Source organism: Mucilaginibacter sp. FW306-07-L, assembly GCF_058782065.1.
In genome coordinates this window covers 1,875,639-1,893,767 of the sequence record NZ_JBYSXI010000001.1, presented here as the reverse complement: position 1 = coordinate 1,893,767, position 18,129 = coordinate 1,875,639, and the positions used below count along the sequence as shown (strand labels likewise).

Annotated in this window: 15 protein-coding genes; 4 read left to right on the top strand and 11 right to left on the bottom strand. The window is 43.5% G+C overall.

Annotation, left to right across the window (positions count from 1 at the left end; genetic code table 11):
- Window positions 1-296: 296 nt before the first annotated feature.
- Genes AC3WJC_RS08305 through AC3WJC_RS08295 form a run of 3 tightly spaced genes read right to left on the bottom strand, consistent with a single transcriptional unit; the run spans window position 297 to window position 4,873 of the window.
- Window positions 297-1,061, bottom strand: a complete 765-nt coding sequence (locus AC3WJC_RS08305; RefSeq protein WP_492398613.1) for a 3-keto-disaccharide hydrolase — start codon at window positions 1,059-1,061, stop codon at window positions 297-299.
- Window positions 1,058-3,028: a c-type cytochrome gene (locus AC3WJC_RS08300; RefSeq protein ID WP_492398612.1), complete on the bottom strand. Its 1,971-nt coding sequence runs from the start codon at window positions 3,026-3,028 to the stop codon at window positions 1,058-1,060. Before AC3WJC_RS08300 ends, AC3WJC_RS08305 begins: the two co-directional genes overlap by 4 nt.
- Before the next feature lie 9 nt (window positions 3,029-3,037).
- Complete coding sequence (locus AC3WJC_RS08295) at window positions 3,038-4,873, bottom strand: 3-keto-disaccharide hydrolase (RefSeq protein ID WP_492398611.1); 1,836 nt, start codon at window positions 4,871-4,873, stop codon at window positions 3,038-3,040.
- Window positions 4,874-5,172: 299 nt separating this feature from the next.
- Between AC3WJC_RS08295 and AC3WJC_RS08290 the strand changes: the two genes are divergently transcribed.
- Window positions 5,173-5,550, top strand: a complete 378-nt coding sequence (locus AC3WJC_RS08290) for an RNA recognition motif domain-containing protein (protein ID WP_492398610.1) — start codon at window positions 5,173-5,175, stop codon at window positions 5,548-5,550.
- Window positions 5,551-5,601: 51 nt separating this feature from the next.
- On the opposite strand, the gene AC3WJC_RS08285 is transcribed toward AC3WJC_RS08290, so the two are convergent.
- Together AC3WJC_RS08285 and AC3WJC_RS08280 are read right to left on the bottom strand one after the other, a co-directional pair.
- Window positions 5,602-6,411 (bottom strand): carboxypeptidase-like regulatory domain-containing protein, encoded by an 810-nt coding sequence (locus AC3WJC_RS08285; protein WP_492398609.1) that lies wholly within the window; start codon window positions 6,409-6,411, stop codon window positions 5,602-5,604.
- A 15-nt stretch (window positions 6,412-6,426) separates the two neighbouring features.
- Window positions 6,427-7,305: a YitT family protein gene (locus tag AC3WJC_RS08280; RefSeq protein ID WP_492398608.1), complete on the bottom strand. Its 879-nt coding sequence runs from the start codon at window positions 7,303-7,305 to the stop codon at window positions 6,427-6,429.
- A gap of 79 nt (window positions 7,306-7,384) precedes the next feature.
- On the opposite strand from AC3WJC_RS08280, the gene AC3WJC_RS08275 reads away from it, so the two are divergent.
- Window positions 7,385-7,858 carry a DUF4920 domain-containing protein gene (locus tag AC3WJC_RS08275; protein WP_492398607.1) on the top strand — a complete coding sequence of 158 codons (474 nt, stop codon included), beginning with the start codon at window positions 7,385-7,387 and terminating at the stop codon, window positions 7,856-7,858.
- A gap of 57 nt (window positions 7,859-7,915) precedes the next feature.
- Here AC3WJC_RS08275 and AC3WJC_RS08270 read toward each other — a convergent pair whose 3' ends face one another.
- Genes AC3WJC_RS08270 through AC3WJC_RS08255 form a run of 4 tightly spaced genes read right to left on the bottom strand, consistent with a single transcriptional unit; the run spans window position 7,916 to window position 11,162 of the window.
- Window positions 7,916-9,172 (bottom strand): aspartate kinase, encoded by a 1,257-nt coding sequence (locus tag AC3WJC_RS08270; RefSeq protein ID WP_492398606.1) that lies wholly within the window; start codon window positions 9,170-9,172, stop codon window positions 7,916-7,918.
- Between the two features lie 3 nt (window positions 9,173-9,175).
- Window positions 9,176-9,988, bottom strand: a complete 813-nt coding sequence (locus AC3WJC_RS08265) for a DUF3298 and DUF4163 domain-containing protein (RefSeq protein WP_492398605.1) — start codon at window positions 9,986-9,988, stop codon at window positions 9,176-9,178.
- Between the two features lie 13 nt (window positions 9,989-10,001).
- Entirely contained in the window at window positions 10,002-10,469 is a 468-nt protein-coding gene (locus AC3WJC_RS08260; RefSeq protein WP_492398604.1) for a GNAT family N-acetyltransferase, read from the bottom strand.
- A gap of 3 nt (window positions 10,470-10,472) precedes the next feature.
- A complete protein-coding gene (locus AC3WJC_RS08255) occupies window positions 10,473-11,162 on the bottom strand; it encodes a YggS family pyridoxal phosphate-dependent enzyme (RefSeq protein WP_492398603.1) in 690 nt (229 codons plus the stop codon).
- Window positions 11,163-11,204: 42 nt separating this feature from the next.
- Between AC3WJC_RS08255 and AC3WJC_RS08250 the strand changes: the two genes are divergently transcribed.
- Both AC3WJC_RS08250 and AC3WJC_RS08245 read left to right on the top strand, forming a co-directional pair.
- Window positions 11,205-11,687, top strand: a complete 483-nt coding sequence (locus AC3WJC_RS08250; protein WP_492398602.1) for a DUF4296 domain-containing protein — start codon at window positions 11,205-11,207, stop codon at window positions 11,685-11,687.
- Window positions 11,671-14,031, top strand: a complete 2,361-nt coding sequence (locus AC3WJC_RS08245; RefSeq protein ID WP_492398601.1) for an endonuclease MutS2 — start codon at window positions 11,671-11,673, stop codon at window positions 14,029-14,031. Before AC3WJC_RS08250 ends, AC3WJC_RS08245 begins: the two co-directional genes overlap by 17 nt.
- Window positions 14,032-14,137: 106 nt before the next feature.
- On the opposite strand, the gene AC3WJC_RS08240 is transcribed toward AC3WJC_RS08245, so the two are convergent.
- Together AC3WJC_RS08240 and AC3WJC_RS08235 are read right to left on the bottom strand one after the other, a co-directional pair.
- The gene (locus tag AC3WJC_RS08240; protein ID WP_492398600.1) at window positions 14,138-16,456 is read right to left on the bottom strand and encodes an alpha-L-rhamnosidase; all 2,319 of its coding nucleotides are present in this window, start codon (window positions 16,454-16,456) and stop codon (window positions 14,138-14,140) included.
- A gap of 133 nt (window positions 16,457-16,589) precedes the next feature.
- The gene (locus tag AC3WJC_RS08235) at window positions 16,590-18,101 is read right to left on the bottom strand and encodes a family 43 glycosylhydrolase (protein ID WP_492398599.1); all 1,512 of its coding nucleotides are present in this window, start codon (window positions 18,099-18,101) and stop codon (window positions 16,590-16,592) included.
- Window positions 18,102-18,129: the final 28 nt, after the last annotated feature.

Below are 18,129 nucleotides of genomic sequence, written 5' to 3'. Positions count from 1 at the left end.
TTTGTTACTAAAGAAGAGAACACGGTTTATCCATAGGCAAATTGATTTAGCGAACAATGCATAGCTATCCACCATAAGGGCGGATACAAAAAAAGAAGCACATCAACAGTTTAGGTGCCGGGCACCATAAGGAAGTACAAGTAAGTCCCCGGTTAAGAGAAACTTAATATTTAAATAATTGGTTATACCAAATATATAAAAGTTAATTGAAAAGCAATACCACTGCTGATTTTTAAAAAAAGAATGGCCGCTTGTTTTTTGACAAGCAGCCATTCTTTTTATAGATAGTCTTATTATTACAGTTCCCTAACCCATATATTACGATAGCTGATAGGCTCACTTGGATCGCCGTGCGATTGTAGTTTGATAGGTGCCGCGCCATGCGCCTTGTAGGCCGGCTGCCCGATGTAAGGTGTGTCACCTTTTAACGTGTAATTATTTTGCACCAATACGCCATTATGTATGGCCGTAACCCGAGCGGGAGATTTAAGGCTGCCATCATCGTTAAAACGGGGAGCCGTCCATACTACATCATAAGTTTGCCATTCGCCGGGTTTACGGGCGGCATTAGCCAGCGGGATAGATTGTTTGTAAATACTCCCCACTTGTCCGTTTACATAGGTTTTGTTTTGGTAATTATCCAAAACCTGCAATTCATAACCACCCGCGCCCCATGGCAAAGCCGCTAAAAAGATGCCGCTGTTGCCCCTGCCCTGCCCGTTACCATATATAACGGTTGGTATGCGGTATTCAATATGCAACTGGTAATCAGTAAACTTACGTTTGGTGCACAAATCGCCCAGCTTTTTATCAACCGTCATGGCACCGTCGGCCAGTTTCCATTTTTGGGTAGAGGTGCTGTCGTTTTGTAATATCCATTCGTCCAGGTTTTTGCCATCAAACAAAACAATGGCATCTGATGGGGCGCCGCCTAATACTTTGGCAGGCGTGATCACCTTTGGCTCAGGCGACCATACCTCGGTATCTTCCGGTTTTGCATTCTGCGCATTTACGGTTAACGCACACAGGCTGATAGCGCTCGCTATATAAAATATCTTCATGGCTTATCGTTATTATCAAGAGAGTTTATCCATAAGGCAATTTTGCGGGCATCTTCTTTAGGCACCTGCGGCATAGGCGGCATAGGTGTTGAATAATCCGGCCAATGCTCCGGTTTAGGCTCATGGATCAGGGCTATGATCTGCTCAACACTATATTTGCGTTTGGCTACATCAACATAAGCCGGCCCTACCTGGCGGGTATTAGCGTTATGGCAAGCCAAACAGGTGTTTTTGGTCAGTATTCCCTTTACATCGGCATAAGTAGGTACTTTATTTGAAGCAGCTTTGGTAGTCCCCGGATTAGCGGCGCTGCCTTTTGTAGCTTTTTTGGAAGCAACAGTTACTTTTTTAGCGGCTGTATTTTTAGTACTTACCCCGGCCATGCTTAATTTTTGGCCTTCGGGTATATTATTTAAAGTATAATATCCTGTAGGATGAACGAGTGAAAATGAATTTTCCACATCGCGCACGCCATCAATGGTAATTGTGTGAATGTAATAGCGGCGCAGTTTACTTACAATTAACCTGGCCTTCAACCCATCGGCGGAGACTTTAACGCCGAGTATAGGGCACTTTTGCTCGTTAACCGGCGGACTGCCATAAACGCTGTGATACTTGTAGATATAGCTTTCTACCGAGTATGAGGCAATATCCTCCGCGGTTTTCTTATCAACCGGTTTGGTGAATTCAATCTCGAAACCATCAGGCATGGCGCGGATGGCACGCATTTCAAAAGGCACTTTATTATTCCACACCAGGCGTTGTAAACCTTCAGTAGCTTCGCCGGCCGAACCCCAGCCGCGGTTGGTTTCACCCGCGAACAGCGAACCATCCTTACCCCAGGCCAGGCGTACCACACCCGATTGAAAACCGCTGCGGAAAGGCCATGCCGCTCCCTGGTATTCGCCGTTTATTTTTTCCATAAACACACGGCTTACCATGCTTTGGCCCTGATCGCCTACCAAAAGCTGGCCTTCAAACGGACCGAAAACACCTTGCGGTATTTTAACTATTTCGGAGTTTGATATACCCAGTATGCCATGAGGCAGCCAAACAGCAGGCAATTGCAATTGCGGAAAGCTCTGCTTCATTTCAAACTCGGTATTAAATTTTTCGTTAACGATGTTTTGGGGTTTAACCGGTTTGCCTGCCTTGTCAAACTCCTCACGCAATTTGTTTTTAGCAAAGAATTGTTCTGAGGTAATATTAACCGGTGAACCGGGTAAACCGGCCCATACCAAACTGGCCGGATGCCCCATGAAGGAGCCTTTTTTAACCGGCATTATACTGCCAGAGCCAACCCAATCACCTTGATTATCAGTATAAAAAAGTTCATCATCTATCATACTGATACCGCATGGCGAACGCATGCCCGCCGCCCATGGCTCTACGCGGCCATCCTCAAAAATATGCAGTGCCCAGCCACGCCATGGCACCATGCTTTTAGGTATCCACCAGGTTGGCGGAAAACCCAGGTTAAGCGTAACAAAGAAAGATCCGTCGGCAGCCAGTTTTGGCCCGAAGCTGTACTCATGATAATTACCCGATAGCGGCCAGGCGTAAATGGTTTTAAAGTCATCGGCAACGCCATCCATGTCGGTATCGGTCATTTTGGTAAGCTCGCCGCGCTGCACGCAGTATAGCGAGCCATTTTTGTAAGCCACACCCAGCACCTCGTGCAAACCCGATGCGAATTTGCGAAAGAACGGGCGCTGGCTTGATGGATTCTCCACTATAAAAATGTCGCCGCGGCGGGTTGATACGGCAAGGTTGCCGTTAGGCATCATGCAAAGGCCACCAACTTCCAGTATATTACCTTCCGGGGCAGGTACACGCATGATCTTAAAGTAATCATCTTCCTTGGCTGATTCTGCCTGAGCGAAACAGGTGGCCGGCACCATAAGGCTTAATAAACCTAATGAATGTATGGCTGTTACCTGCTTAATATATTTAAAAATACGGTTCATGTTCAGTTATTAAAATAGTATGGAATAGGTTACTTTTTTAGTGACAGGTACTATCAGCTCCTTTTTGCTACCGCTATCGCGGATGATGGGTTTACTGCTTTCATCATTTAAATGCAGGTAATAACCTTTGTCGTTAATTAAATACCAGCCTTTCCCCATGTCGTCTATTTTATTGGCTGTTAAAACTTTTAAATAAAGTTTGTCTTTGGGATCTGATACCTCAACAGTCCGTTCAATACCATGACCTTCCGCCAAAACGGTTGTTGCATCAGTAACCTGACTGCCATAGGTAGTGTACCTAAAAGTTGGCTTTTTATCTTTGTCCAGCGTGTAGCCACCGGGTTTATAACCGCTACCGGCCGTATCTGTACGCCAGGCCGCATCGGGTTTATCCAGCCGTTCAATAGCGGGCATGGCACTGCCAAATTGCAGCGCGTACCCAATAGCGCGAGATGAACCGTCGCCGCGCTCATGCCACATTGGGGTAGCATCTAAAAAGCCGCCGCGCCATAGCTGTACCAGCATGCCGTTATCGGCGTCATAAGTATAATGCACCTGTGCGCTGCTGCCTATATTAATGGCGTGGGTAACCCGCTTGCCATCTTCCAGGTCAATAAAACAACGCAGTAATGAATTTTTGCCGGTTACGTTGATCAGTATCGGGTCGATCATATCCGAAGAGGTAACATTTGCATCGCTGATGAGGTACTCGCGTACACCCGGCCCGGCTACTGCAAGCCCCAGCGCCGGTTTAGCCCAGTCAACCACCTTTGAGTAATACAGGTCAAACGGGGTTACGCCTGCTTTTAGCGTTACCTTACCTGTGCTGCGGTTATCGTTTAAAGGCACAACCACATTATTGGCAATGCGCATAACGCCGCTGCCGCCCGGAATGCTCAGGTTAAAGGTATATTCGCCGGGTTCAGCAACTTTTATATCGCCAGTGTAATGGATCAGGAAATCGTTTTGCAGCGTGCTTACGTTTGATGATAGTAAAACCGAAGTCCCTTTTGCTTCTGGCGCGGCTGTTTTATAATCAGGCTCGTTATCAAACCTGCCCTTGTAAACGGTGTAAGCAAGGTTTTGTAGTTCGGGCCGTGGTTTATCAAACACAGTGTAGCTAATATTTCGAAAAGCCACCGAACCATGATCGCCCTGCAAGCGTAAAGGCCCTGTAGCCGTTTCCTGGTTGCTTAAAGCGCCGCGCGTAGGCCCTGAAAGCTCTACATCCTCTTGTATCTTTATACCATTAAGCTCAACCGCTATTATTCGTGCGTTCTCTGTTTTTTTGCCGGAGGCATCAAACCGGGGTGCCTGGAATGATATTTTGATGTGCTGCCATAAACCCGGTGCACGGGTAACATTTTGGCGCGGCGCATGCCCCTCAAAACCTTTTTGCCCTTCGGGTTTAGCATCGTCCCAACGTTCGTAAATACCGCCGTTATCACCGGCTTTAACATCCGTAACGCCCCAACTGTCGGTAAGTTGTATCTCATATAATCCTTGCAGATAGATCCCTGAGTTTGATCCACGAGCCATCATGTAATCCATCTCCAGGTCAAGGTCGCCATGCTGAAGGTTGAATAACAGATCTTCCCCCTGTTTTTTGTCATTGGATGTATTAACGAGGATGCCTGATCCTTTTACTATACGTATATTATTTGGCTTATCGGGCTCCATAAATACATCGCCCGCTATTTGCCAGCTTTTGGCAGGCTTGAACGCCGAAAGATCACTCAACGGCAATTTGTTGAGTTGCCCGTTGGACTGGGCTTTAACAGCGAATGTGCCGCATAACCACACGGCCATGTGCACGCTAAATATAATGCGTTTGCTTTTATTCATTTGGTTTATAATAGTTTGTGCCGGAGGCTTACTGCAATCGATTGCTTTATATTACAAAGCAATTCAAGTGCTATAAAAGTGATTTTAATTATTCAAAACAAATTGTATTATTTTAACCTTTATCAATATTATATTAACAAATGTAACTATTTTAAAATGCGACTATCATCATATTGATTTATATGCATTTAGTACACATCTTAAATATTTATTGAGCAATAAATACCTGCTTGTTAGTATTTACGTTTTGGTAACAAATACATATATTTGAACTTACATCTAATCATTTAAAAAAGACAATGGTCAAACTATTTATTGGCGGGCATCCGCCGAATATGGATGAGCTGCAACTGGTGCAGCTTGTTAGCCCCTATGGCCAGGTTGCTACCATAAAAATGGTACGAGACAGGCAAACCAAAAAATCAAAAGGATATTCGTTTTTAGAGATTACAGATATTGAAGGTGCTGAACGTATTATGGAAGCACTACAAGGTACTGCCTACGGCGATAAGGAATTAAAGATAAATATTGTACCGCCTGAAGAAGCCGCGCCTGTTAGAAAACCACAAAGGCCGGGAGGTTTCAGGCCACCTACGTATGCCAAGGTGGAGCGCCATGGATCATCATCATACAGCAATGATGGTAACAAGCCAAAACGGCCACGCAAGCAGTTTTAAAAATCTTAAATAAAAAGAAATAGCCGCAATACAAATTGCGGCTATTTCTTTTTAATATTCAACCAATACATTAAAACCTAAGCCTCCAATACCTACCCTTTCCCATCTGGCCTGGCTGGTTTCGCGCCATATAAAGGGACCGCTCAAAAAGCTTGATGAAAACATGATGCCACCGCGTGCGGATTGTATCCACTCGAGGCTAACAAAAAAGTCGTCTTCTACATAAATATTGTATTGCTCCAAATCAATGCTGACCTGCTCATCATTTTTATGTACAGTAATAAATATGTTTTGATGCTGAAGTATCTGATCGGGCAAGCCATTTTTAATACTGTAAAAGTTAAGCCGTAGCTTTACTGAGTCTGCCGGGCCTGATGATATGGCGGCATTAAAACCTTTAATATAAGTTGGTGAACGCTTTATTTTTATAATTCGACCTAACTCGTGGCCCAACCTGCTACTTGAAAAACCGGAATTTGATGATTTTGACTTGGTTGTGTTACCTAATATGGCTGTCTTCCATTTTTTGGGCTTAATGGTGACTTCTTTGAGTTTGATATTGTCCGGCTCAAGTTGAAGAGATTTCCCCTGGTAGCCTGATGCAAACGAGGAGGATAATAACATTTTTGGTTGATAGCCGATCATTGATATCTTGACCGAATCATTCGTGCTGCCATTCAGGTCTATTTTATAATGGCCATTGTCATCAGTAACCGTACCTGCTGATTTGCCTATGATACCGACATTAACGTAGGCCAGTGGCTGCCCGGTTTTTGAATCGGCAACTGTACCCTCTACAACTTGTGCATAGGTAGCACTATAAATTAACAATGCCAATAAAAAGGTAAGGCTACATTTCATTAGTACAAATATGCATTAGTGCAATCCCTTGCGTTTTAATAAACCGCCGGTAGTATCCTCAATGCTTTGTAATACAATAAACGCTTTCGGATCGATCTCTAAAATAACCTGTTTAATAGAAGGTACTTCGAGGCGGGTGGCTACAGTAAAAACAATATCACGTGTATCGTTCATCTCGCCATCCTTACCATAACCGCTTTTACCCTGGTAAATGGTGACGCCACGGCCAAGCTGGTTGGTTATAATACGGCGGATCAGTTCGCTTTTGGTAGATATAACCGTAATGCCGGTGTATTGCTCCAAACCATTCAATATTACATCAATCATTTTTGATGCTGCAAGGTAAGTTAGGATAGAATACAGTGCCGACTCTACGCCCAAGAATTTAGCGGCTGTCAGGAAGATAACCACATTAAAGATCAGAATAACATCATTTACCTTAACTACCTGTGCTTTTTTACTTACCAGCAGGGCGGCGATTTCGGTACCGTCCAGCACTGCCCCGCCCCTGATTGCCAATGCGATACCCACGCCAATAAACAAACCGCCGAATACCGCTGTAAGTAATTTATCTGAAGTAACATCGGGCACATTGATAAAAGCCAACGCTAATGAAAGGCCGGCAATGGCAGCCGTACTTTTTATGGCGAAAAGCGTACCCAGTTTGTTATAGCCCAGCCATAAAAAAGGCACATTGATAACAAATATGAGTATGGCTATCGGTATGCCAAAAATATTGGAAAGCAACATGGAAATACCGGTAACGCCGCCATCAATAAAATGACTGGAAAGCAGAAAACCCTTTAGTCCGAATGTTGCTGAAAGTATACCGAGTGTAATGAGAATAGTGTTGGTGATAATGGTCCTTTTAGAGAAGGTTGACATTTTCTTCATTCTCAAATATACCTTTTTTGACCCTAAAAGCCATCCGGAATTTTTATTACCTTTGTATTAAACTACATATTAGGTACTTATGAAAGCATTGTTTTTAATTGCCGCCAGCTTGTTTATTACGATGGCAAGTTTCGCGCAAGACGAAATTATACCTGCCGCGCCGGGCGTTACTTATGGTGACAAAATTACTGCCGCCAACTCCATAGCCTTAACAGAATTGAATACCAAACTGGCTAAAGACTCGGTTTACAAAGGTAAAATTACAGGCAAGGTGGTTGAAGTTTGTAAAAAGAAAGGCTGTTTCATGACGCTTACCCAGACTAACGGTGGCTCTATAATGGTGCGCTTTACCGACTATGCCTTTTTTATGCCGCAAAACATAGTAGGCAAGACCGTTGTGGTTGATGGCACCGCAAAAGTAAAAACAGTAAGCGTTGAGCGCCTGCAGCATTTTGCAGCAGATGCAGGCAAAAGCAAACAGGAAATAGCTAAGATAACACAACCTAAAAAGGATATTCAAATAATGGCCGACGGAGTGTTGGTGATGGACTAATTGACATAAACACGTTAAACAAAATATGCCCGGTAATAATTACCGGGCATATTTTGTTTAACGAAGTACGTACTGTGCCGTATTCCGGCTTTGCTGCTCAAGCAATACTTCTTTTCCGTTGATGTATTGCTCTACAGAAAAGGCTTTGTAATGCCTTAATGTAAGTAAGCTTAGGCCATCGTTATATTTTACTTTGAATTGCTGATTCAGATCGTTTAATAATCGCTCTAATCGTTCGGCATTAAGATCAATACAAACAGAAAAACTTAACGCCGATGTTTGCAGCACATTGGTTTTTACGTGATGCTTGGCAAGCAAAGCAAATATACCGCTCAGGTGATCTTCGGTAATAAATGAGTAATCCTTAGTGGCGATAGAGATCAGCACCTGATCCTTTTTTACAATAACAACCGGCCTGGTGAAAATGGGTATTACACCTTCTTTTATAACTGTGCCCGGTTCACCAGGCTGATTAAATGATTTGACCAGCAACGGAATATCCGCGTTTTGCAGGGGTTTAATGGTTTTTGGGTGGATAACCGAAGCGCCATAATAAGTCATCTCAATGGCTTCATTATAGCTTAGTTCATCAAACTTAACAGTATCTGCAAACAGCTTCGGGTCGGCATTCAATATGCCGGGCACGTCCTTCCACGTTGTAACCGACTCAGCCTTTAGGCATGAGGCGAATATGGATGCGGTATAATCAGATCCCTCACGGCCGAGTGTGGTCGTGAAATTTTCAGACGTTCCACCCAAAAAGCCTTGTGTAACCACTATGCCTTTTTGCAATAATGGCGGTATGCCCTGCTCAACTGCTTCGCAGGTTTTTTGCCAGTCAACCACGCCCTCGCGGTAGGTATTATCCGTATGTACATAACTGCGTACATCCACCCATTTGCCGGCTATGTCTATTTGATTTAAATAAGCGCTTACTATCCTTGTTGATACGAGTTCACCGATAGAGACGATCTGATCATAAATAAAATCATAATCATCGTGCGGCTCATCCTCAATCATCCAGTCTATCTCTACAAAAGTATTCTGAATATCATCATAAACCGGATGCCCCGGCTCAAAAAGCCGGTTAATAATATTAAAATGATAGCTTTTGATATCGTCATAAATAGCATGCATATCATCATGCTGTTCAACATAGGCAAGGGTAAGTGCTTCGAGCGCATTGGTTGTTTTGCCCATAGCCGAAACTACAATAACCAATTGCCGGCCGGTATATTGTTTAACTATGTCGCCCAGATTAATGATACCCTCAGCATCCTTTACAGAAGCACCCCCGAATTTAAATACAAGCATTTACTATTTAACGTATTGTGTTATTACGGTATTAGGCCGTAACAGTGATTTGATTTGCGCGTATGGTATCAGCAATTCCGTTTGCCCTGCTGCATAAGGCTTTATCTCATATTGGTTATACAAAAACTTTAAGCCTATTGGTGTTGCTAAAAAATTGCTGTTAAGGGCGAATTTATTTCCGTCAAAAAAGTAATTAGTAGCCAATGATGACGTATCACTCAGTTTTTCCTCCTTACGGAATATCTTTTCGGCTATGGCAGTAAGCTTGCTGCTGTAACCATCAATAAGCAGATCATCCAATTTCAGATCCTTATTCGCTTTTGTATCCCAATTAATGTAAACCGTTGTACTGGCACCATGTGCCCCACCCTGAAATACATAACCCGCAACCTCGATAGCAACCAGGTTCGAGTCCTGGTGAACTACATTGGCGTGGCTATCCAGCTCAAAGTACATTTTGGTATCCGGGTTCTCCTTTTTAAAGGTTTCATATTCGCCTAAAAAGCGTTTAGCATACGCGGTTAAGCTACTATCAGCCTTACCATCATAAGCAAAAAGCACCAATAGTTTGTGTGCTATACTGTCGTTCAGTTTTTGCTGGCTTTCAAACTCCGGGTACTTTACCTCAAAATGTGTGCAGGTGCTGTCGGCTTTCTCGCCGCAGTCCTCCGCGCGTTGTTTTATGGTTTTGTAGGTATACTTCAGCGTATCCCTATAAACAGCGTCTTTGTTCTCAACATGATTATCCCCCCATTGGCATGATGCCAAAGTGGTTAGCAGGGCAGTAATTACAGTAAGGTAGCGTAATGTTTTCATGCTGATTATAACTTTAAAAACGCGTTAATTGTTCTTTACTTAACGATGCATTCAACCAGCCCGCCTCAATGGCGGCGTTATATTTATTGTAAAAATTAATAGCCGGTTCGTTCCAGTCAAGCACCTGCCAGCTCATGCCGTTAAAGCCAAGCTCCCGGGCTTCCTGCACTATGCGGTCAAACAATAGTTTGCCAAGTCCACGGCCGCGCATGGTTTCAGTTACATAAAAATCTTCCAGGTAAAGCCGGCAACCTTTCCAGGTCGAAAAACGAACATAATAAAGCGCGAAGCCAACAACCAATCCGTCAATCTCGGCTACAAAGGCCTTCCATACCGGTTTTACGCCAAAGCCTGCTTCCTCCAACTCCTGCAAGGTAATGGTTACCTCCTGCGGGGCACGCTCGTAAAGGGCAAGTTCATTAATCAGCTCTAAAATGCGGCGGCAATCATCCTTAACGGCAACTCTTAAATGCAGGTTCATAGCTTAATTGTTTTTCCAGTGTTTAATAACCCGGCTGCCAAATATGGTACTGCCTAAGCGCACCAGGTTACTACCCTGTTCAATAGCGATCTTATAGTCGGACGACATACCCATTGACAGTACGTTAAAGCTATCCTCTTTACGGAAAAAAGTCAGCTTAATACCATCAAACAGCGTGTGCAACTCATAAAATTCTTCCTTGATCTGCTTCTCACTGTCTGTATTGGTAGCTATACCCATTAAGCCACGAATGCGAATATTGCTCAATTCGGCAAACTCGGGCGACCGTAATAACTCTATCAGCTCTTCATACTGCAGGCCGAACTTGGTTTCCTCATCGGCAATATATACTTGCAGCAGGCAATCAATAACACGTTCATTTTTTAAAGCGTGTTTGTTGATCTCCTGCAAAAGTTTCAGGCTGTCAACCGCTTCAATCATGCTGATAAATGGCGCTATATATTTAACCTTGTTGGTTTGCAGGTGTCCGATCAGGTGCCACTCAATATCTTTAGGCAGTTGTTCATACTTCTCTGCAAGCTCCTGCACGTTATTCTCGCCAAACAAACGCTGCCCTGCATTATATGCCTCCATAATATCTTCAACAGGTTTTGTTTTTGATACGGCCAGCAATGCAACATTTATGGCATCCGTTTCGTTTTTTAAAGCGCGTATGTTATCTGCAATGCTCATATTTATACGTAATTTTGCTCAATTAAGCCGCTAAATTAAATAATGCGTAAATATATAGTCCTGTTTTTTTCAGCTTTAGCTGTTTTTTGTTCCTGCGGTGATAATAAACCCAACGGTATATTGGACGAAAAACAAATGGCCGATGTGCTGATCGATGTGCATAATGTTAATGGAACCATGTTTATGGTACCAAGTATACCGGATAGTTTGTATAAGTACGGACTTGGCAAATACCTGCTGGTATTTAAAAAACATGGCATAGATTCGGCGCAATTTACCCGCAGCTATAAGTACTACACCCGCGATGTTGAAAAACTGGTGGCTATTTATGATGAGGTAGGCAAAGGCCTGCAAAAAAGATCAGACTCGCTGAACAAGCTACTTATAAAGCAGAAAAAGAAACCACAAAAACTAAAACCGGTAAACCCTAAGCCGGTACAAACTTCCGACTCTGCCAGGCTACGCTCTCGCGGGTTGGTAAAAGATACAGTAAAAAGGATAAAGAGGAATGTTATACCCAAATAACAGTGCTGATAAACTCGGATTTAACGAGATTAAAGAACTGATAAAAGCACATTGCCTAAGTACCATGGGCCGCCAAATGGTGGACAAGATACAGGTGATGAACAATTATGATAATATCAAAAAGTTTTTAAGCCAGGCCGCTGAGTTTAAAAATATACTTACCAATGATGCCGCCCTGCCTATTCAGCATTTTTTTGATATAAAAACGCTGGCCAACAAGGCACGTATCGAGGGCACATTTTTAAGTGAGGAGGAGTTTTACCAGGTACAGGCATCCCTGTCAACCGTGTTCGCGGTGATCGCTTATTTTAATGAGCGTGAGGGGCAATACCCCAACCTGGAAGCCCTGTTTGAGCACTTGCCTATCGAGAAATCAATATTGAAAAAGATAAGCCAGGTAATTGACGAAAAGGGAAAGATAAGGCCTAACGCTTCACGAGATTTGATGGACATAACCAGCTCCATAACCAAAGCCGAGCAGGAAGCACGCCGCAAAATTGACCAGATATTTAAAAGCGCCGCCGCCAATAACTGGACGGCCGACGGATCACTCACCGTGCGCGACGGTCGCTTATGTATACCGCTATTAGCTGAAAATAAACGTAAGCTTAAAGGTTTTGTGCATGATGAATCGGCATCCGGGCAAACCGTTTATATGGAGCCCGAAGAGGTATTTACGTTAAACAACCGTGTTCGCGACCTTGAATTTGAGCGCCGCAGGGAAATTGTGAAGATACTTACGCAGCTAACCGACGAGCTTCGTCCCTATGTGCCGTTACTGCTATCCTATCACGGCCTGCTCACCAAGCTCGATTTTGTCCGGGCTAAGGCCTTGTTCGCTATTGATATTGACGGCTCGCTGCCTGAGTTAACTAACGATGCTTCTCTAAATCTCATAAACGCGCGCCACCCGTTACTCTACCTCAGTTTTAAAAAGGAACAGCGTACGGTAGTGCCGCTTAACGTTAACATTGATGAAAACTCCAGGGTGATCGTGGTATCAGGCCCTAATGCCGGTGGCAAATCGGTTTGTATGAAAACTGTTGGTTTGCTGTTGATGATGGTACAGGCCGGTTTACTTATCCCTGCTGATAGCAACAGCCGCATGGGGGTGTTTAAACAGTTGTTTGTGGATATTGGCGACGATCAGTCTATCGAAAGTGACCTGAGTACCTACAGCGCCCACCTCTCAAAAATGAAATACTTTGCCGAAAATGCCAACGGCAAAACCATGATACTGATTGATGAGTTTGGTACCGGTACCGACCCGCAATTCGGCGGCCCGATTGCCGAGGCTGTATTGGAATCACTCAACCATAAAAAGGTAAAAGGTATGGTTACCACCCACTACTCCAACCTTAAAATATTTGCCAGCAATACCGAAGGTTTAGAGAATGCTTCCATGTTGTTTAATAACGTGGAGATGAAACCGCTTTATATACTGGAAGTTGGCAAACCAGGTAGCTCCTACGCTTTTGAGATAGCTCAAAAGATCGGCCTGCCAACCAATGTGCTCAACCTGGCAAAAAACAAAATAAGCGCCGGGCAAAAAAAGGTGGATACCTTATTGGTTGATCTGGAGCGTGAGAAAAAAGAGATCTACGATACCCGTATCAAGCTGAACAGTCAGCAACAGAAGGTGAACACCTTATTGGCTGAGAATGCTAAACTTAAAGACTATCTTGAAGAAAACAAAAAGAACCTGATACGCGAAGCCAAGCAGCAGGCGCAAAGCATTATCCTTAACGCCAATAAACTGGTGGAAAATACCATTGCCGAAATTAAAAGCAGCAATGCTGATAAGGAAAAAACCAAAGCGCTGCGTGATAATTTAACTGTTGAGCTTAAAAAGAACACCGTTAAAACCGAACCAATTAAACCGGCCGTTAACAGTGAGGATATACAAAAAGGCGATTGGGTGAAATTTACCGACTCAGAAACTACCGGACAGGTTATCGAAATTAATAAAGATAACGTGGTGATTGCTATTGGTGATCTGCGTACGGTTGCCAAACGTAAGCGGGTGCAAAAGGTATCAAGTTCATCAATACCTAAAGAAGTTAAGCGCAGGTCGGCATCCAGCGTGGGCGATTATTCGAGTTTTAGTCCGGAAATTGATGTGCGTGGCATGCGCGGCGAAGAAGCATTGTATACGATAGAAAAAATGCTCGACCGTGCCCTGATGATGAGCGTTAACAGCATCAAGATACTCCACGGCAAAGGCGATGGTATTTTAAGAAAACTAATTCGCGATTACCTCAAAAAGTACGACCAGGTTGACCGCATGGAAGATGAACATGCCGACCGAGGCGGCGATGGCATTACTTATGTGTACTTGAGATAGATATTGTTTATGATGTCATTTCGACGAAGGAGAAATCTGCCCGCGTTCATTAGCAATACGACAGATCTATCCTAGTCACACGTTGAAATGACATGCATTTTATAAATTATCTGTTATAAGTATAGTTACCTGCTGATACATTGTAAGTTTTATAATCATTACCTGCAGCATTGGGTACGTTTACTATGGCTGTAGTTCCTTTTGGTACGGTTACCTTTAGGCTAAGCTTGCCGTTATCGATCTTCCAATCGCTGCTGATGGTGCCGTACACACTGTTAAAGCTGGCTTTCGCCCAAGTAAGGTTGCCCCCAATAATTGGTTTGATGATGATCTTTTTATAGCCCGGTTCGGCAGGTTGTATACCGGTGATGTTTTTATACATCCAGTTGCCAATAGCCCCGTAAGCATAATGGTTAAAGCTGTTCATTACCGGGGTTTGAAAGTTACCATCAGGCTTTATACCATCCCAGCGCTCCCAAATGGTTGTAGCACCCATTTTTACAGGGTATAGCCAGCTCGGAAAAGTATCCTGCAAAAGCAACGTATAAGCTAAATCAGCATAGCCATTATTGCTTAATACATGGCACAGATATGGCGTACCCACAAAGCCCGTAGTTAAATGGTTGTTGTATAATTTAACGTTTTCGGCAAGGTAAGCTGCCGCTTTTTTACGTGGTTCACCCTCCGGCAGCATATCAAATTGCAGCGCCAGTACGTAAGCGGTTTGCGTGTTTGACATCAGCCTGCCGTTACCAGTAACATACTCCTTATTAAAAGCGTCCTTTAGTCTTTTTAAAAGTGCTTCATAACGGGTAACATCATCCGTTTTACCCAATACCTTAGCCGCGTTTATCAATAGCTGTGTTGAGTAGGCAAAAAAGCATTGCGCTATCTGGTATTTATCAGTAATAGCCTCGGTACCATCGTCGTTACCCGGGCGATAGCTCAGCCAATCGCCGTAGTGAGTGCCGTAATGGTACAGGTTATCTTTATTGGTATGGCTTTCCATATATCCAACCCATTTCTTCATGCTTTCGTACTGGTTAACCAATATTTGTTTATCACCATATACCTCATACATTTCCCAAGGCACAATGGTAGCTACATCCCCCCACCCGGCTGAGCCAAACTCCCAGTTGCCTAATACGTTTGGTACTACGTGTGCTATAGCCCCATCCTCACGCTGATCGGCGGCGACATCCTTTAACCATTTGGTAAAAAATGGTTTAACGTTATAATTATACGCAGCCGTGCTGAAAAACGCCTGTGCGTCACCCGTCCAACCCAGGCGTTCATCGCGCTGTGGGCAATCTGTAGGTACATCTAAAAAGTTGCCGCGCTGCCCCCAGGTAATATTATGCTGCAACTGGTTCAGCAATGGGTTTGAGCACTCAAAGGTACCGGTGGGTTTCATGTCCGAATACAGGGCCACCGCCGTAAAATTTTCCGGCGTTATTTCGCCCGGATATCCTTCTACTTTAATGTATCTGAAACCATAAAAAGTAAAATGTGGTTCAAAACTCTCGCCGGCCGCATCGCCACTTAAAGTATATGTAGCTGTAGCTTTAGCGGCACGCAGGTTATCGGTATAAAAATTACCATCCCTGTCCAGTACCTCGGCATGTTTTATGGCTATACGGTCGCCTGCTTTACCTTTGGCCTTAACTACTACCCAGCCCACCAGGTTCTGCCCAAAATCAAGCACCTTTTCTCCTTTTGGGGTAGTGATTACCTTTAACGGCTTAAACGTTTCATGCTTTTTAACCGGCTCGTTATCTGTAGGAATCAAATTTTTATTATCGAACGTGGCCACCACAACCGGTTTCCAGGCAGCATCATTAAACGTCGCGCTGTGCCAGTTTTTTTGAGTCAGGGTATGATCTACCGCCTCTCCATCATATATTTCGTTACCCTGAATTTCTCCGTTAGCGGTTTTCCAACTGTTGTTCGTGCTAATGGTTTCTTTACTGCCATCGGTATAAACTACCTGTAGCTCGGCCAATAAGCCTAATTTTTTACCCCATCGATCTTTATTATCACCCCAGGCTAAACTGCTTCTGCTCCAGCCATTGCCTATAGCTACGCCAATAGCATTTTTACCTTTGGCAATCAGTGGCTTAACATCATATTGCTGATACTGTAGGCGTTTGTAATAGCTTGTCCAACCTGGGGTTAAGTAACTATCGCCAACACGTTTACCGTTAATACGCGCTTCGTATATACCATGCGAGGTAATGAATAAAGTAGCAGACTTTATTTTCTTTTTAAGATCAAAATTAGTACGGTAATATTGTGCCGGACGGTTAGGGGCTTCATCGGTCGACGTTTCAATCCAACTGGCTGTCCAGTTTACCTGTTTTTGCTGCGCGTGTAATACCTGTTGCGAGCCAAGCATTAATAACAATGCAGCTAAAGTTTTTCTCATCGGTTTATATCAAGGTTTATAATCCGCTAATTTATGTGATCTGAAAAAATAACTATCACGAACTGTCTGATGAATGGCAGGAATGAAAAAGCCCGAAGTAATGTTACTCCGGGCTCATCAATAATCTTATCGTCTATTTATCAAAGTCAACCCTGAAATTATCAAACTCCGCATTAGCTGCTGATGAACCTTTGTAATGCAGGCCAACACGCGGGCTCCTGTCCCATTGCGGCAAATTACTTGCTGATACTGATTTGGTTAACGGTAAAGCCAGCCAGTCTTTAGCACCTGTTTTATAGTAAAAAGTGCATTTGTGTTTTGCATCCACCCTCATCTGCACACCTGTTACTTTGGCAGCGGCTACTTGTACACCACCAGTTTTTTCCCATTTGTTATCATTAACTGTCCAACAAATTATACTGTCCCCTTTTACCCCAATGCCCAATGCCTCGTTAGCATCGCCATAGTAAGCCAGGCCTTTTAATTCATTGTTTTGGTTAACTACATCTACCGATGCATGGAATGCTGCCGAGTATGGACGCAAGGCTAATACTGTGCCCGTGTTATTGTCCGGCGTTACAGTACCGCTTAATTGCAGTTTACCATTGGATTGATTGTAACTCGGCACGCTATGCCTGAAATCCCACTGCCAGTATTGTGCAATATCATTGCCTGAAAAACTATCAGTAATGAATTTATTAACCGCGGTTACACCGGACATATTTTTAAAAATAGGCCATCCTGATTGTTTATCAAACTCAACAATTGATATTAAACCTTCTCTTCCGCTGAATGCTGTACTATATTTATTATAAGCATGATGTATGTAAATATATTTACCTGCCGGATCAGTAACGAATGTACCATGACCCATACATTTCCAATCGGTATTTTCATATAGTACCGGGTTTTTGGTGTATAACTCATAGGGCCCCTGTAGTGTGGTTGAACGTGCTACCCGAACATTATAGCTGCAATCAATTCCACAGCAATTGCCTGCCGAGTAAAATAGATAATAGTATTTACCAACCTTTAGTATGCTTTGTCCCTCAAGCCCGATACGCGCCGTATCTTTCAACATTGAGAAAGGCTCCCCTTCTAACTTTAAGCCATCGGCAGATATCTTGCTTCCTAATATTTCAATTGGCCTGTTATCTAAACCGTAAGCCTTAAAAGTGATATAAAGCTGACCTTTGTCTTTAAACAAAAACGCGTCTATCACCTCTTTACCAAAGCTCATTAACACGCCGTGATCCCTAAATCCACGGTCGGGGTATTTTGAGGTAGCCACACCGATACAGGAGATACCATCGGATTTACGGCGTGCAGTATAATAAATATAATAGGTGTCTTTTATCTTATAATATTCCGGTGCCCAAAACGAGCCGGATATCCATTCAGGTGTTTTATCAAACACATAGCCGGTTTGTTTCCAGTCCTTTAAGTTTGTGGATTGATAGATGGGATAATGCGGTGCCCATTCGGATGATGTAGCAACCGAATAATAAATATCGCCCACCCTGATAATGGAAGGATCAGCATAATCACCCGGTATAGCAGCCGGAATTTGCGCCACGCAAACGGTAGCGATACATAGCCGGAGCGTAAGCAACAGCCATGCCTTTTTTAAGTAAGTATAGTTCATTGGTAATTGGTATTACTGCCAAAAATAG

Excerpts from the sequence above, each read along its gene's own strand:
- AC3WJC_RS08305 (WP_492398613.1), bottom strand. The coding sequence starts at position 1,061 with ATGAAGATATTTTATATAGCGAGCGCTATCAGCCTGTGTGCGTTAACC.
- AC3WJC_RS08300 (WP_492398612.1), bottom strand. The coding sequence starts at position 3,028 with ATGAACCGTATTTTTAAATATATTAAGCAGGTAACAGCCATACATTCA.
- AC3WJC_RS08295 (WP_492398611.1), bottom strand. The coding sequence starts at position 4,873 with ATGAATAAAAGCAAACGCATTATATTTAGCGTGCACATGGCCGTGTGG.
- AC3WJC_RS08290 (WP_492398610.1), top strand. The coding sequence starts at position 5,173 with ATGGTCAAACTATTTATTGGCGGGCATCCGCCGAATATGGATGAGCTG.
- AC3WJC_RS08285 (WP_492398609.1), bottom strand. The coding sequence starts at position 6,411 with ATGAAATGTAGCCTTACCTTTTTATTGGCATTGTTAATTTATAGTGCT.
- AC3WJC_RS08280 (WP_492398608.1), bottom strand. The coding sequence starts at position 7,305 with ATGAAGAAAATGTCAACCTTCTCTAAAAGGACCATTATCACCAACACT.
- AC3WJC_RS08275 (WP_492398607.1), top strand. The coding sequence starts at position 7,385 with ATGAAAGCATTGTTTTTAATTGCCGCCAGCTTGTTTATTACGATGGCA.
- AC3WJC_RS08270 (WP_492398606.1), bottom strand. The coding sequence starts at position 9,172 with ATGCTTGTATTTAAATTCGGGGGTGCTTCTGTAAAGGATGCTGAGGGT.
- AC3WJC_RS08265 (WP_492398605.1), bottom strand. The coding sequence starts at position 9,988 with ATGAAAACATTACGCTACCTTACTGTAATTACTGCCCTGCTAACCACT.
- AC3WJC_RS08260 (WP_492398604.1), bottom strand. The coding sequence starts at position 10,469 with ATGAACCTGCATTTAAGAGTTGCCGTTAAGGATGATTGCCGCCGCATT.
- AC3WJC_RS08255 (WP_492398603.1), bottom strand. The coding sequence starts at position 11,162 with ATGAGCATTGCAGATAACATACGCGCTTTAAAAAACGAAACGGATGCC.
- AC3WJC_RS08250 (WP_492398602.1), top strand. The coding sequence starts at position 11,205 with ATGCGTAAATATATAGTCCTGTTTTTTTCAGCTTTAGCTGTTTTTTGT.
- AC3WJC_RS08245 (WP_492398601.1), top strand. The coding sequence starts at position 11,671 with ATGTTATACCCAAATAACAGTGCTGATAAACTCGGATTTAACGAGATT.
- AC3WJC_RS08240 (WP_492398600.1), bottom strand. The coding sequence starts at position 16,456 with ATGAGAAAAACTTTAGCTGCATTGTTATTAATGCTTGGCTCGCAACAG.
- AC3WJC_RS08235 (WP_492398599.1), bottom strand. The coding sequence starts at position 18,101 with ATGAACTATACTTACTTAAAAAAGGCATGGCTGTTGCTTACGCTCCGG.